This is a genomic window from Aminobacter sp. Piv2-1, from assembly GCF_037625995.1.
GTDB lineage: Bacteria > Pseudomonadota > Alphaproteobacteria > Rhizobiales > Rhizobiaceae > Aminobacter.
Map to the genome: position 1 here is coordinate 81,932 of NZ_JARKMU010000003.1, position 13,477 is coordinate 95,408.

At 65.9% G+C, this 13,477-nt stretch carries 11 protein-coding genes; 7 read left to right on the plus strand and 4 right to left on the minus strand.

The features are described from left to right. The first annotated feature begins 63 nt into the window (after positions 1-63). From AmiPiv_RS06645 to AmiPiv_RS06655, 3 genes are all read left to right on the plus strand, one after another. Complete coding sequence (locus AmiPiv_RS06645) at positions 64-576, plus strand: MarR family winged helix-turn-helix transcriptional regulator (protein ID WP_340036550.1); 513 nt, start codon at positions 64-66, stop codon at positions 574-576. Between the two features lie 188 nt (positions 577-764). Continuing rightward, positions 765-1,703 carry a DMT family transporter gene (locus AmiPiv_RS06650; RefSeq protein WP_340036551.1) on the plus strand — a complete coding sequence of 313 codons (939 nt, stop codon included), beginning with the start codon at positions 765-767 and terminating at the stop codon, positions 1,701-1,703. A 76-nt stretch (positions 1,704-1,779) separates the two neighbouring features. Next, entirely contained in the window at positions 1,780-2,802 is a 1,023-nt protein-coding gene (locus tag AmiPiv_RS06655) for a LacI family DNA-binding transcriptional regulator (RefSeq protein WP_340036888.1), read from the plus strand. 294 nt (positions 2,803-3,096) lie between these two features. On the opposite strand, the gene AmiPiv_RS06660 is transcribed toward AmiPiv_RS06655, so the two are convergent. Continuing rightward, on the minus strand, positions 3,097-3,870 hold the full coding sequence (locus AmiPiv_RS06660) for a gamma-glutamyl-gamma-aminobutyrate hydrolase family protein (protein WP_340036552.1): 774 nt from the start codon (positions 3,868-3,870) through the stop codon (positions 3,097-3,099). Between the two features lie 300 nt (positions 3,871-4,170). On the opposite strand from AmiPiv_RS06660, the gene AmiPiv_RS06665 reads away from it, so the two are divergent. Beyond that, complete coding sequence (locus tag AmiPiv_RS06665; protein WP_340036553.1) at positions 4,171-5,280, plus strand: TRAP transporter substrate-binding protein; 1,110 nt, start codon at positions 4,171-4,173, stop codon at positions 5,278-5,280. 132 nt (positions 5,281-5,412) lie between these two features. Here the strand turns inward: AmiPiv_RS06665 and AmiPiv_RS06670 are convergent, their stop codons facing one another. The 3 genes from AmiPiv_RS06670 to AmiPiv_RS06680 form a co-directional block, all read right to left on the minus strand. Next, the gene (locus AmiPiv_RS06670; protein ID WP_340036554.1) at positions 5,413-6,861 is read right to left on the minus strand and encodes a TRAP transporter large permease; all 1,449 of its coding nucleotides are present in this window, start codon (positions 6,859-6,861) and stop codon (positions 5,413-5,415) included. Further along, positions 6,858-7,463 (minus strand): TRAP transporter small permease subunit, encoded by a 606-nt coding sequence (locus AmiPiv_RS06675; protein ID WP_445206922.1) that lies wholly within the window; start codon positions 7,461-7,463, stop codon positions 6,858-6,860. The genes AmiPiv_RS06670 and AmiPiv_RS06675 overlap by 4 nt, the downstream gene beginning before the upstream one ends. Before the next feature lie 207 nt (positions 7,464-7,670). Beyond that, entirely contained in the window at positions 7,671-8,576 is a 906-nt protein-coding gene (locus AmiPiv_RS06680; protein WP_340036555.1) for a branched-chain amino acid ABC transporter permease, read from the minus strand. Between the two features lie 91 nt (positions 8,577-8,667). On the opposite strand from AmiPiv_RS06680, the gene AmiPiv_RS06685 reads away from it, so the two are divergent. From AmiPiv_RS06685 to AmiPiv_RS06695, 3 genes are all read left to right on the plus strand, one after another. After that, positions 8,668-9,270, plus strand: coding sequence for a CGNR zinc finger domain-containing protein (locus tag AmiPiv_RS06685; protein ID WP_340036556.1), 603 nt, complete (start codon positions 8,668-8,670; stop codon positions 9,268-9,270). Next, positions 9,263-9,787, plus strand: coding sequence for a hypothetical protein (locus AmiPiv_RS06690; RefSeq protein WP_340036557.1), 525 nt, complete (start codon positions 9,263-9,265; stop codon positions 9,785-9,787). The genes AmiPiv_RS06685 and AmiPiv_RS06690 overlap by 8 nt, the downstream gene beginning before the upstream one ends. A 203-nt stretch (positions 9,788-9,990) precedes the next feature. Then, positions 9,991-13,467, plus strand: a complete 3,477-nt coding sequence (locus AmiPiv_RS06695) for an indolepyruvate ferredoxin oxidoreductase family protein (RefSeq protein WP_340036558.1) — start codon at positions 9,991-9,993, stop codon at positions 13,465-13,467. Positions 13,468-13,477 lie beyond the last annotated feature (10 nt).

A 13,477-nucleotide genomic window follows, 5' to 3' on the forward strand; every position in this document is an offset into this window, starting at 1 on the left:
CCAACGGCCGCGCGGCAACTATTCTCAGCCGGCGCGGTGCGGGGCATGGCGCGGGAGATGCGGATGTCCAAGTCCAACAAAGGCGCGGCGATGAGCCGACTTCATTCGGTGGCCCGGCTGGCGCGCACCACGCTCGCAGCCCGGCTCCTGGCGCACGGCTTCTACGCCGGCCAGGACCAGATCATGCTGTCGCTGCACGAAGAGGACGGCCAGACCCCCGGCCAGCTCGCCGCGCGGCTCGGCGTGCGGCCGCCGACCATCACCAAGACCATCAACCGGCTGCAGGCGCAGGGCTTCCTCGAGAAGCGCGCCTCCGACACCGATGCCCGCCAGGCGCACATCTTCCTCACCGAGGTCGGGCACAATGCCATTCGCGCCGTCGAGAAATCGGTCAAGAAGACCGAGAAGCAGGCGCTGAAGGGCTTCGACAAGAAGGACGTCAAGCAGCTGTCGAAGCTTCTGATCCGCATTGAGGCCAACCTTTCGGATGTCGACCTCGTCGACGACGAGACCGGCGCCGAAGCCGATCCGGCGGCGGATGCCGAGCACGAGCTGGAGGCCGAAGCGGCGGAATAGGCTTTTCTTCGCCTGGTCCACCGATTTTGCCTTGCCGCGCGGCGGGCGTTGGCGCAATAGAGCATTTCCGCTGTTCTTCGAACCGCGAAAACGCTCTATCTCTTTGTTTTGACGCAATTCCGGACGCTTCGCACTTTATCCTGGACTTGCTCTAGCCACACGACCTCGTCCTTACCCGGCCCGCCAGCGTGACCTCCCAGAAGCCAGCAGAGACAGCGACGCCGACCTCGGCGATCCTGCTGATATTCGCCTCCGGTCTGGTCTTCTCCTTCCTCGACACCAGCGCCAAGCACCTTGTCACCTCGGGCATGGCCGCGCCGTTCGTCACCTGGGTCCGATTCGCCGTCCATACGCTGCTCGTGCTGCTGCTCTTCAAGGCCTGGCAGCGGCCGGAGCGGCTGGTGCCGCAGAGCCTGTCGCTGCAGATCCTGCGCGCCGTCTTCATGTTCGGCTCGACCATCTTCAACTTCATGGCGCTGCAGACGCTGCAGCTCGCCGAGACGGTGTCGATCAATTTCGCCAGCCCGATGGTCATCACCGCGCTCGCCGGGCCGCTGCTCGGCGAATGGGCGGGTTGGCGGCGCTGGCTCGCGGTCGGCGTCGGCTTCGTCGGCGTGATGGTCATCACCCGGCCGGGCTTCGGCGGCTTCAGCATCGGCTACGTCTTCTCGATCTGCGCCATGCTGAGCTCGTCGCTCTACACGATCATGACGCGTAAGATGGGCGCCAGCGAAACCGCCGAGAGCCTGATCCTCTATTCGGCCGCCGTCCCGGCGCTTTTCATGCTGCCGGCGGTGCCGCTGGCCGGCTCGCTGCCGGTCCGCCCCTATGACTGGCTGGTGCTGTTCGGGCTGGGCGTCTTCGGCGGCTTCGGCCACTGGCTGCTGATCAAGGCCTACCAGCGCGCCACCGCCACCGCGCTCGCTCCCTATCCCTATCTGCAGCTGGTCTGGATGATCATTCTCGGCTGGCTGGTCTTCGGCCAGTTGCCCGACCGATGGACGCTCGCCGGCGGCGCGATCATCGTCGCCAGCGGCCTCTACATCATCCACCGCGAGCATACGCTGAGGGTACGTAACCGTGCGGCACCCAATGCCGAGGCCGAGGAACTGGCAAAAAAGCTTTGATTTGCCGTTGAACAATGGCATAGGGCTTTAAACGGTTTAAAAGACCGTCCGTTCACGCTTGCGGATGGAGGCCCCGCTGGCCCAGAAGATCAAGCTCTCGACGATCGCCGACGCGCTCGGCGTCTCGACCGCCACCGTTTCGCTTGCGCTGCGCGACAGCCCCCTGGTCGCCGATGTCACCCGCGACCGCATCAAGCAGCATGCCCGCGAGATCGGCTACATCTACAACCGCCGCGCCGCCAGCCTGCGCACCTCCCGGTCCGGCATCGTCGGCGTCGTCGTCCACGACATCATGAACCCGTTCTATGCCGAGATCCTGCGCTCCATCGAGAGCGAACTCGACCGCAGCGGCCAGACCTTCATCCTGTCCAACCACTACGACCAGCTGGAAAAGCAACGCACCTTCGTCGACACGCTCCTGCAGCTCGGCGCCGACGGCGTGATCATGTCGCCGGCGATCGGCACCCCGGCCGAGGACATCATCATGGCCGAGGAGAACGGCCTGCCGGCGGTGCTGATCGCGCGTTCGGTGGATGGTGCGGAGGTCCCGGTCTTCCGCGGCGACGATGCCTACGGCACGGCGCTCGCCACCAACCACCTGATCTCGCTCGGCCACAAGCGCATCGCCATGATCGGCGGCACCGACCAGACGTCGACCGGCCGCGACCGCTATCAGGGCTATCTCAACGCCATGCAGGCGGCGGGCCTCGAGGTCATGCCGTGGTGGCGCATCGCCGGGCCGCGCACCAAGCAGGGCGGCTTCGAGGCGGCAGGACAGTTTTTGGCGCTCAAGGACAAGCCGACCGCGGCCTGCTGCTGGAACGACCTCGTCGCCATCGGCCTGATGAACGGCATCGCCCGCGCCGGGCTGGTGCCGGGCATCGACGCATCCGTCACCGGCTACGACGACCTCGAGGAAGCCCAGATCGCCACGCCGGCGCTGACCACGGTGTGGAACGGCCAGCGCGAGGTTGGCCGTCGCGCGGCGAGCGCCTTGCTCGACAAGCTCAACGGCCAGCAGGTGCGCCCCTCGCAGGAGCTCATCAAGCCCGAGCTGCACGTCCGCCAGTCGACCGGAAGGCCGAAAGAGCGGGCTTGAGCCGAAGCGCGGCACCCCGGAAGCGGAAGTACGCCGCGGGAGCTGATTGCAATTCCCCCTCACCGGCCGCTTCGCGGCCACCTCTCCCCCACTTCGTGAGGGAGAGGAATCGCCAATCACGTAGGCTGCGGCCCTCAAGGGCGCGACCCCTGTAGAACGGGATGCGACCTGACGGGACAGGGAGCGACCTCGCAGGACTTGGGTTCCTCGCCCCCACGGAGTGGGGGAGAGGTGGTTTGCACAGCAAACCGGTGAGGGGGGGGTGAAGACGGTCTGCCGGCTTAAGGTCGCGGCTTATTCCGCCGCCGTCCTTGCCGCCTGCCGCGCCACCGCGTGGGCGCGGGCGGCGTCGCCGAAGGCCTTGAAGATGCGCTGCGACACGTCGTCGGACTTCACCCAGTATTCGGGGTGCCATTGCACGCCGACGGCGAAGGCGCGGGCGTCGCGCACCGACACGGCCTCGACCGTGCCGTCGGGTGCGACGGCCTCGACCTGGAGCTTCGAGCCAAGCCGCTCCACCGCCTGGCGGTGGACCGAGTTGACCATGATGTCGCCCGTGCCGAACACGCCGGCAAGGCAGCTGCCCGGCTTGATGGTCGCCACCTGGCGGATGGCGAAGCGCTCGTCCTGGTTGTCGCTGACCGGGGCGCGGTGATCGTCGATGCCGTCGCGCTCCTGGATCTCCGTGGCGAGCGAACCGCCCAGCGCCACGTTCAGTTCCTGGATGCCGCGGCAGATGGCAAGCAGCGGCACGCCGCGCTCGATCGCCTTGCGGATCAGCGGCATGGTCGTCGAATCGCGGGCGAAGTCGTAGGGGCCGTTGGCGTCGGTCGCCTCCTCGCCATAGAGGCGGGGGTCGACGTTCGACTTCGAGCCGGTCAGCATCACGCCGTCGACGGAAGACAGGAGCTCGTCGAGATCGAGGCGGTCGCCGAAGGAGGGGACAAGCAGGGGCAACACGCCGGCACCCGCGATCGCAGCCTCGAGATATTGCTGCGGCGCCGCATGCCAGGTGTAGTTCTCGAACTGCTTGACATCGGTCGAGACGGCGACGAGCGGCTGGCGCATGATTGGATTCTGGTCCTTCTGAGAAACAGGCGGTTTCCTTGCCTACAAAATAGGCGAAGCCAAGGCACATTTCCAATGCAAGTTTGATTGTGCAGCCAAGCGCCCGACACAAGAGTTAGACTATAGTTTTAGGCGCGCGCGGCGGCCGCAGGATTTGTGTCGTCAATCGGCGAGAGCTGGCCGGCACGCGCTTTACTCGCATCATCGGCCGTGTATTGATGCCCGCGACGTTGGTTGCGGGAGGCCAAAGATATCCCCGGCGTCATGCATTCTCGTTCGGTCCAGTATGGGAGGATTTTGATGGATCGCCGTTCATTTATCAGGAAAGCCGGCACGATCGGCGTCGGTGCGGCCGCCGCTGCTGCAACACTTGCGGCACCGGCAATTGCTCAGTCCAACCCCAAGATCACGTGGCGCCTCACGTCGTCCTTCCCCAAGGGGCTGGACACCATCTATGGCGGTGCCGAAGTGCTGTCGAAGTACGTTTCCGAAGCAACCGACGGCAACTTCACCATCCAGCCTTTTGCCGGTGGCGAAATCGTCCCCGCGCTGCAGGCCGCCGACGCCGTCTCTGCAGGCACCGTCGAGGCCTGCCATACGGTCTCCTACTATTTCTGGGGCAAGGACCCGACCTGGGCGCTGCCGTCCGCCGTACCCTTCGCGCTCAATGCGCGCGGAATGAATGCCTGGCATTACCATGGCGGCGGCATCGATCTCGCCAACGAGTTCTACGCGACTCAAGGCATCGTCGCCTTCCCCGGCGGCAACACCGGCGTGCAGATGGGGGGCTGGTTCCGCAAGGAAATCAACACGGTCCAAGACCTCCAGGGCCTGAAATACCGCATCGGTGGCTTCGCCGGCACGGTCATCTCGAAGCTCGGCGTCATTCCGCAGCAGCTGCCGGGCGGCGAGATCTACCAGGCACTCGAAAAGGGCACCATCGACGCCGCCGAATGGGTCGGTCCCTATGACGACGAGAAGCTCGGCTTCCAGAAGATCGCGCCGTATTACTACTATCCCGGCTGGTGGGAAGGTGGCCCGACCGTCCACTTCATGTTCAACAAGGCAAAGTTCGACGAACTGCCGAACGCCTACAAGTCGCTGCTGCGCACCGCGGCCCACGCGACCGATGCCAACATGCTGCAGAAGTACGACTTCCTGAACCCCACGGCGATCAAGAAGCTGGTGGCGTCGGGCGCGCAGCTGCGCCCGTTCAGCCCGGACATCCTCTCGGCCTGCTTCGATGCTGCCAACGAGGTCTATGCCGAGATGGAAGCGAACAACGCCAACTTCAAGAAAATCTGGGACTCGATCAAGGCATTCCGCAAGGACTACTTCCTGTGGACGCAGATCGCCGAATACAACTACGACACCTTCATGATGGTCCAGCAGCGCGCCGGCAAGGTCTGACCTCGGGCTGCATCGACAAGTAAGAAACCCCCGGGTCAGGCGCCCGGGGGTTTTCTTTTGCCTGATCGAACCGGCTGTCTGGAGCCTGCTCCGATGGCATCGGAACGGGCGCTACTGTCCTTGAGCGTCCGGCTAGAACTTCGGCGCCGTATTCAGGTCGAAAGCGGGTGGGGTCGTCAGGCCGCCACCTGCGCTGCCGGGCGCGCCCGGGACCAGAATCTGGATCTTGTCGAGGTCCTGCACGACGTTGGCATCCAGGAAGTACGTTACCATCCCCGGGAAGGCGATCAGCAGGCCGACCAGGATCAGTTGCAGCACCACCCAGGGGATCGCCCCCCAATAGATGTCGCTGGTCTTGATGGTCTTCGGTGCGATGCCGCGCAAGTAGAACAGCGCGAAGCCGAAGGGCGGATGCATGAAGCTGGTCTGCATGTTGGCGCAGATCATGACGCCGAACCAGATCAGGTCGATGCCAAGGGCGCTCGCCGCCGGGGCGAGAAGCGGCACGATGATGAAGGCGATCTCGAAGAAATCGAGGAAGAATGCGATTACGAAGATGAACAGGTTGACGAAGACGAGGAAGCCGACCACGCCCCCCGGCAGTGACGTCAGCATGCCTTCGATCCAATGGCTGCCGCCAACGCCCTGGAACACCAGGCTGAAGACGCGCGCGCCAAGCAGGATGAAGACGACCATCGCCGTCAGGCGCATGGTCATGTCCATGCCCTGGTAAATGAGCTTCCAGCTCAGCCGCCGGTTCATCCATGCAAGCAGGATCGCGCCAACGACGCCCATTGCGCCTGCCTCGGTGGGCGTAGCGAGCCCCATGAAGATGGTGCCGAGCACCACGAAGATCAGTGCGAGCGACGGGATCATGCCGTGCGCGCATTTGACGATGAGCGGCCAACCACGCAGCGTTCGTGCTTCCGGCGGAAGGGCGGGCACGTGATCCGGCCTGAAGATGCTCAGGATGAAAACCCAGCCGGCAAACAGCAGCACCTGCACGATACTGGCGCCGGTGGCGCCGATGTACATGTCCCCGGGAGACCTCTGCAGCTGGTCGGCGAGCACGATCAGCACCAGCGACGGCGGGATCAGCTGGGTGATGGTTCCTGACGCGGCGATGACGCCGGTGGCATGTCGAACGTTGTAGCCGTAGCGCGTCATCACCGGCAGGGAGATGAGCCCCATGGCGATGACCGAGGCGGCAACAGTGCCGGTGATGGCGCCCAGGATGGCTCCGACAAGGATGACGGCATAGGAGAGGCCGCCACGAACGCCGCCGAAGAGCTGGCCGAAGCCCTCCAGCAGGTCTTCCGCCAGTCCGCACCGCTCCAGGATGACGCCCATGAAGGTGAAGAACGGAATGGCAAGCAGCAGTTCATTGGAGAGTACCGAGAACAGCTGGTAGGTCAGGTTGCCGAGAAAGTCGGGCGCGATCAGGCCGAGTTCGATGGCGATGAGCCCGAAAAACAGGCCCACTGCTGCGAGCGAGAATGCTGCGGGGTAGCCGATGACCATGAAGAAGATCAGGCCCACGAACATCAGCGGGGCCATGTATTCGGTGAGAAGTTCGATCATTGAACAGGCTTCTCGTAGGCGAATTCGCGGACATAGTCGGTCGTCAACGCAAGAACGCATTTGATGATTTCGGAAATGCCCTGCAGGCCGACCAGCCCGAAGCCGAGGGGCACCATCAGCTTGACCGGCCAGCGAGCCAGCCCGCCGGCCTGGTTCGAACCCTCGTTGGTTATCCAGGACTGCCAGAACCAGGGCCAGGTGAAGTAGATCATGAGCGCGCACATCGGCAGCAGGAAGAAAATGCCGCCCAGCAAGTCGATCCAGGTCCGTGTCCGCTCGCTGACCGAGCCGTAGAGCAGATCGACGCGGACGTGTTCATTGACCTTCAGCGTCCAGGCGCCGCCGAGCATTACCATGCCCGCGAACATGTACCACTGCGATTCCGAAAGCGTGTTGGAGTTATGCCGGTAGATGTTCAGCAACCCGGTGAACACCGTGGTTCCCAGGGCCTGATCGAGCCACATCAGGCCGCTGGTGCTGTAGCGAAACATGGCGTTGAAGGCGCTGACGAGAGACGCGAACAAAACCAGATAGATCGCGACGATGCCGACGCGCCGGCTCAATTCGTCGACCACGCGTATGAAGGCCAAGGCCAACTGCACGGCTGAATCTCCCATGTTTTGGTAATCGCGCCGTATTCCCCATTTTTGTTCGGCGCGTTTCGATCTTTGACACAGGATATGCAGGTCCGGCACTTTCGCGTCAACCGATCAGCGGCGTGAGCGAGGACGATGAGCGCCGCTAATCGGGGAAAAAGGGGCCGTGCCGCGGCGGCATTCAACCAAAGTCGAATCGGCAGGCGCGCCTGGTCAGCCCGATGCGCGCTGGTCCCTGCGATCGCCGGTCAGGACCAGCATGGCGGCGAGCAGCGCATACATCCACGCGTCGCGCCATTCGATGGGGAAATACCCCGCCCACAGCGACTCGGCCATGCCGAAGGCCGCGGCCCCGAGTGCTGCGCGGGCCGGTACGTAGTAGCTGCCGACAGCGGTGACGAAGAGGATCTTGAGACCATAGACGAGCCCGGCGCCGAAGCCGAGATTGCCGTAGTAGAGCGCCGCCAGCACGCCGGCCAGAGCGGCGCAGAGGCCGCCCAGCAGCACCGTCCGGTTGAAGACATGTGCGGTGTCGATGCCGCACAGCCTGGCGGCCAGGGGGTCGTCGGCGATGGCGCGCCAATCCCTGCCGAAGCGCGTCCGCGCGAGATAGCACGCCCCGCCCGCGACGACCGCGGACGCGAGCGCGACGTTGACCAGCTGGATCACCGTCAGGGTCGCGGCAAAGCCGTTGCCGGAGGCGAACGCGACCGGCGTCGCCAGCATCGGCGGCAGCCAGAAGTCGCGGGTGTCGGCGGAGATGCGGGTCAGCTCCATCAGCACGATGAGCACGCCGAGCGTCGCCGCCACGATCGTGTTCGGCGAGTGGCCGGCAAGCGGCGCAAACACGAGGCGCGACAGCAGGCGGCCGATCAGCGCGGCATAGGCGAATGCGACCGCGATGCCGAAGGCGACGGTCGCCGGCAGCGTCAGCCACAGCACCTGGTAGCCGTAGACCGCGGCCAGGATCATCGTCTGGCCGCAGAAGGCGAAGATCGCGCCATGCGCCAGGTTGGTGCGCTTGAGCAGTCCATTCGCCAGCGCATAGCCGAAGGCGAGCAGCGCATAGATCGCAGCCGAGTGCACGCCGTTGAGGAGCTGTTGCAGGAAGTAGAGCATGCGCGCACCGGCGCGGGCTCATCCCGCGCCGGCAAAGGTTGCGCCTTGAAATCTAACTTGTCAAATGGCGTTTACCAGTTAGATTTGGACTATGGCAGTTTCCTGGACACGGCATCGCTTCTCCGGCGGCGCGCTCGCGCTCGACGCGGCCAACACGGTCGTCCTGCGCGGCGACGCGGAGCGGAGTTTCGACCGCTTCGCCGAGCCGGCCGAGATCGCGCGTTTTGCCACGGCGGCGAGCGAGTACCGGGCGGACGAGCTTCAGGGCAGGGCGGTTGCGGTGTCCGACCCTCACGCCGCCGCGGGCAAGGTCATCGCCATCCGCGAGGCGACGGACAGGCTGTTCCGGCACGGGGTGACGGAAGGCGCATTTGCTGCCCCGGACATGGCCCCGCTGCTCGTCGCCTGTGCCGACGGGCTTGCCGGCGTCGCCGAGACGTTCAGCGCGGCTGCGCCGTTCGGGAAGGGTGCACAGCCGCTGGCGCTGGAGGCGGCGCTCGCCGTGTCGGCGCTCTCGCTGCTCGCGTCGGACAATCTCGCTCGCCTGCGCATCTGCCCGAATTGCCGCTGGCTGTTCCTCGACCGCAGCCGCAACGGCAGCCGGCTCTGGTGCGACATGGCGGTGTGCGGCAACCGCCAGAAGGCCAGGCGGCATTATCGCCGCCGCAGCAAGGGGGAGGCACTAGATGCCTAGTCTGCGCAGGATCGCGCTGGGCCTCGCGGCATTGGCGCTGTTCGGCCTGGCCGGCTGCCGCGACAGCGGCGGCGAGGGCGAGCACTTCGAGATTTCCGGCCGCCTGTTCGTGTTCAACTATCGGGTGGCGACCGTGCGCTACATGGTGACGCTGAGGCCGCTGCAGCCGATCGGCGACGGCGAGGTCGCCGTGGCGAGCTTCGAGAATCCCGCCGGAGGCGACGGCATCGTCGTGCGGCAGAAGATCTGGCCGATGAGCCAGAAGGTGACGATCGAGAGCCCGCCGCTGGAATGCGTCGCCAAGGACCGGCCCTACAAGGTGACGATTCGCATCGAGGATGCGGCGGGTGCGCCGATGCAGACCATCGAGACGACGATGGCCTCGTCGCAGGACCAGTCGGCGCTTCCGGACCGGCCGCTGGTGGTGGGGCCGTTCTACGATCCCAATCCGGCACTGGCCGGCCATCCCGACGGACGGCTTCCCGGCGGCCGCGGCGTGACCTGCCCGGCATCGTGACCGTCGACGGAGACGGCGCGCACGTTCCCTGAAACGAGCGGCTGGCGAAGCCAAGGAACGAGCGTCCACACCGTTCGGGCGCAAGAACATTTGCGCTGGAAAGCCATTCGTTTGACGCGACAGCCGCCCATGGAAAGGCTATCCCTAGGCTACCCAAGGTCAGCTGCGCCGAATCCCGGGCGGTTCGGGCACAGGAAATGCGCATGACGCTCCACGACGTCGCTCTCGACGACAAGTTCGATCTCGGCAAGCAGCGCATCTTCCTGTCCGGCGCCCAGGCCGTCATCCGCATGCTGCTCATGCAGCGCGAGCGCGACCGGCTCGCCGGCCTCGACACCGCAGGCTTCGTCTCCGGCTATCGCGGTTCGCCGCTCGGCGGCCTCGACATGCAACTGTGGCGGGCGAAGCAGCAGTTGGCCGGCTCGAACATCGTGTTCCAGCCCGGTCTCAACGAGGAACTGGCGGCCACCGCCTGCTGGGGCTCGCAGCAGACGGAGCTGCTGGGCGAGGGCAAGCACGACGGCGTCTTTTCCGTCTGGTACGGCAAGGGGCCCGGCGTCGACCGTTCCGGCGACGTCTTCCGCCACGCCAACCTGGCCGGCTCCTCCAGGCACGGCGGCGTGCTGGCGCTGATGGGCGACGACCACACGGCCGAATCCTCCACCAACGCGCATGCGACCGAGTTCCTGTTCGTCGACACGATGATCCCGATCCTCAACCCGGCAGGGGTGCAGGAACTGATCGACTTCGGCCTGTACGGCTTCGCCCTTTCGCGCTTCGCCGGCACCTGGGCGGCGATCAAATGCGTCAAGGACAACATCGAATCGACCGCCTCGGTGGACGCCTCGCCCGGCCGGCTGAACATCGTCCTGCCGGAGTTCGACATGCCGCCCGGCGGGCTCAACATCCGCCACGAGCTCGACCAGCTCGGCCAGGAGGCGCGGCTGCACGAATACAAGCGCGCCGCGGCCGCGGCCTTCATCCGCGTCAACGACATCAACCGCATCGTCTATTCCGGCGGCCGCAAGCCGAAGCTCGGCATCATCACCGTTGGCAAGAGCTTCCTCGACGTGCGCCAGGCGCTCGACGATCTCGGCATCGACGAGAAGCGCGCCGGCCAGCTCGGCATCCGCCTGTTCAAGGTCGGCTGCCCGTGGCCGCTCGACCTCGAGCACATCCGCGACTTCGCCAAGGGGCTGGAGACGATCATCGTCGTCGAGGAGAAGCGCTCGCTGATCGAGACGCAACTGCGCGAGGACCTTTACGGCACCTCCATGCAGCCCAAGGTGGTGGGCAAGAGAGACGAACGCGGCGACTGGCTGTTTCCGGCCAAGGGGGCGCTCGACCCTAACGACATCGCCATTGCCATCGGCGAGCGCGTGCTCAAGGTCATCGGCCCGTCGGAGGAAATCGCCGCCCGCGTCAGCCGGCTGCGCCAGTACCAGGCGATGCTGGCCGACACCAGGGATGTCGCAGGGCGCACGCCCTTCTTCTGCTCGGGCTGTCCGCATAATACCTCGACCAAGGTGCCGGAAGGTTCTATCGCCGGGGCCGGCATCGGCTGTCACTTCATGGCGCTGTGGATGGATCGCAGCACGCTCGGCTTCACCGCGATGGGCGGCGAGGGCGCGCAGTGGATCGGCCAGGCGCCGTTCTCCAGGCGTAAGCATATCTTCCAGAACCTCGGCGACGGCACCTACAACCACTCCGGCACGCTGGCGATCCGCTTCGCGCTTGCGTCCGAGGCCAACATCACCTTCAAGATCCTCTACAACGACGCCGTCGCCATGACCGGCGGCCAGCCGCACGAAGGCAGCCTCACCGTCGACATGATCGCCCGCCAGGTGCGGGCCGAGGGCGTCGAGCGCATCGCCGTCGTCACCGACGAGCCGGGCAAGTATGGCGGGCGCGGCCAGTTCCCGGCCGGCACCACCTTCCATCATCGCGACGATCTCGATTTCGTCCAGCGCCAGCTGCGCGACATGCCGGGCGTGACGGTTCTGCTCTACGACCAGACCTGTGCCGCGGAAAAACGCCGCCGGCGCAAGCGCGGCACGTTCCCCGATCCCGACAAGCGGGTGTTCGTCAACGAGCTCGTCTGCGAGGGCTGCGGCGATTGCGGCGTCAAATCCAACTGCGTGTCGATCCAGCCGGTCGAGACCGAGTTCGGGCGCAAGCGCCGGATCGACCAGTCGAGCTGCAACAAGGACTTCTCCTGCCTCGGCGGCTTCTGCCCGTCCTTCGTGACCGTGCATGGCGCCAAGCTGCGCAAGGCCGAGGGCATCGCGGGCGCCAGCAACCCGCTCGAAGGCGTGCCCGCGCCGAGGCAATTCCCGCTCGACCGCGACGGCTGGGCGGCGATCATCGACGGCGTCGGCGGCACGGGCGTGGTCACCATCGGCGCGATCCTCGGCATGGCGGCGCATCTCGAAGGCAAGGGCTGCGGCATGATCGACATGGCCGGCCTCGCCCAGAAGGGCGGCTCGGTGTTCAGCCATGTGCGGATCGCGCCCACGCCTTCAGACATCAACGCCATTCGCGTTTCGGCCGGCAAGGCCGACCTGATCCTCGGCTGCGACCTCGTCGTCTCGGGCGCCAAGAAGGTGCTGGCCGCGGCGCGCGAGGGCCACACCATCTTCGTCGCCAACACGGCCGAGATCATGCCCGGCGAATTCGCACGTCTGGCGGACTTCTCGCTGCCGACGGAGCGGCTGAAGAAGTCGATCCGCGCGGCGGCGGGCGAGGCCAACGCGCATTTCTTCGACGCCACGCGCACCGCCTCGGCACTCTTCGGCAATTCGCTCGGCGCAAACATGTTCATGCTCGGCTTCGCCTTCCAGCATGGCGGCCTGCCGCTCTCGGCCGAGGCGGTCGAACGCGCCATCGAACTCAACGGCGAGGCGGTGGCGATGAATGTCACGGCCTTCCGCTGGGGGCGCCGCGCCGCGCATGAGCCCGGCTTCGTCCGCGCCATGGTCGAGCGATCCGGCCACGGCGAGGAACGTGCCGTTGCGCAAACCCTCGACGAGGTGGTTGCGCGTCGCGCCGAATTCCTGGCCGCCTATCAGGACGCCGCCTATGCGGACCGCTACAGGACCCGCGTCGCAGCCATCCGCGCGGCGGAAACAGGCGCTGCGCCGGGCTCGACCGCGGTCACCGAAGCTGCGGCGCGCAGCCTGTTCAAGCTGATGGCGATCAAGGACGAATACGAGGTCGCGCGGCTCTATACCGACGGGACCTTCCAGCGCGAGCTGTCGAAGCAGTTCCAGGGTTACGACCGGCTCGAGTTCCACCTCGCGCCGCCGATCCTCGGCAGGAAGGGTGCGGACGGCAGCCCGCGCAAGTCGAGCTTCGGCCCGTGGATGATGAAGGCGTTCAGGCTGCTCGCGGCGATGAAGGGCCTGCGCGGGACGGTGTTCGACGTCTTCGGCTACACCGCCGAACGGCGATCGGAGCGCGAGCTGCTCGCCGCCTACGAGGCCGACCTCGACCTCATCCGCGCCTCGATCGTCCCAGGCAACGTCGAGGCCGCCGCAGCGCTCGCCTCGGTGCCGCAGCTCGTCCGGGGCTACGGCCATGTCAAGCATGCGAGCATGGACAAGGCCGCCGGCGAACGCGCCCGGCTGGTCGAACGCCTGCGGCAGGCACCGCGGCGCGAAGATCTGCAGGCTGCCGAATAGCCGATACGAC

Bases quoted from the DNA above. Each gene is read 5' to 3' on its own strand.
- AmiPiv_RS06660 (WP_340036552.1), bottom strand. From the start codon at position 3,870: ATGCGCCAGCCGCTCGTCGCCGTCTCGACCGATGTCAAGCAGTTCGAG.
- AmiPiv_RS06645 (WP_340036550.1), top strand. From the start codon at position 64: ATGTCCAAGTCCAACAAAGGCGCGGCGATGAGCCGACTTCATTCGGTG.
- AmiPiv_RS06680 (WP_340036555.1), bottom strand. From the start codon at position 8,576: ATGCTCTACTTCCTGCAACAGCTCCTCAACGGCGTGCACTCGGCTGCG.
- AmiPiv_RS06685 (WP_340036556.1), top strand. From the start codon at position 8,668: ATGGCAGTTTCCTGGACACGGCATCGCTTCTCCGGCGGCGCGCTCGCG.
- AmiPiv_RS06670 (WP_340036554.1), bottom strand. From the start codon at position 6,861: ATGATCGAACTTCTCACCGAATACATGGCCCCGCTGATGTTCGTGGGC.
- AmiPiv_RS06690 (WP_340036557.1), top strand. From the start codon at position 9,263: ATGCCTAGTCTGCGCAGGATCGCGCTGGGCCTCGCGGCATTGGCGCTG.
- AmiPiv_RS06665 (WP_340036553.1), top strand. From the start codon at position 4,171: ATGGATCGCCGTTCATTTATCAGGAAAGCCGGCACGATCGGCGTCGGT.
- AmiPiv_RS06695 (WP_340036558.1), top strand. From the start codon at position 9,991: ATGACGCTCCACGACGTCGCTCTCGACGACAAGTTCGATCTCGGCAAG.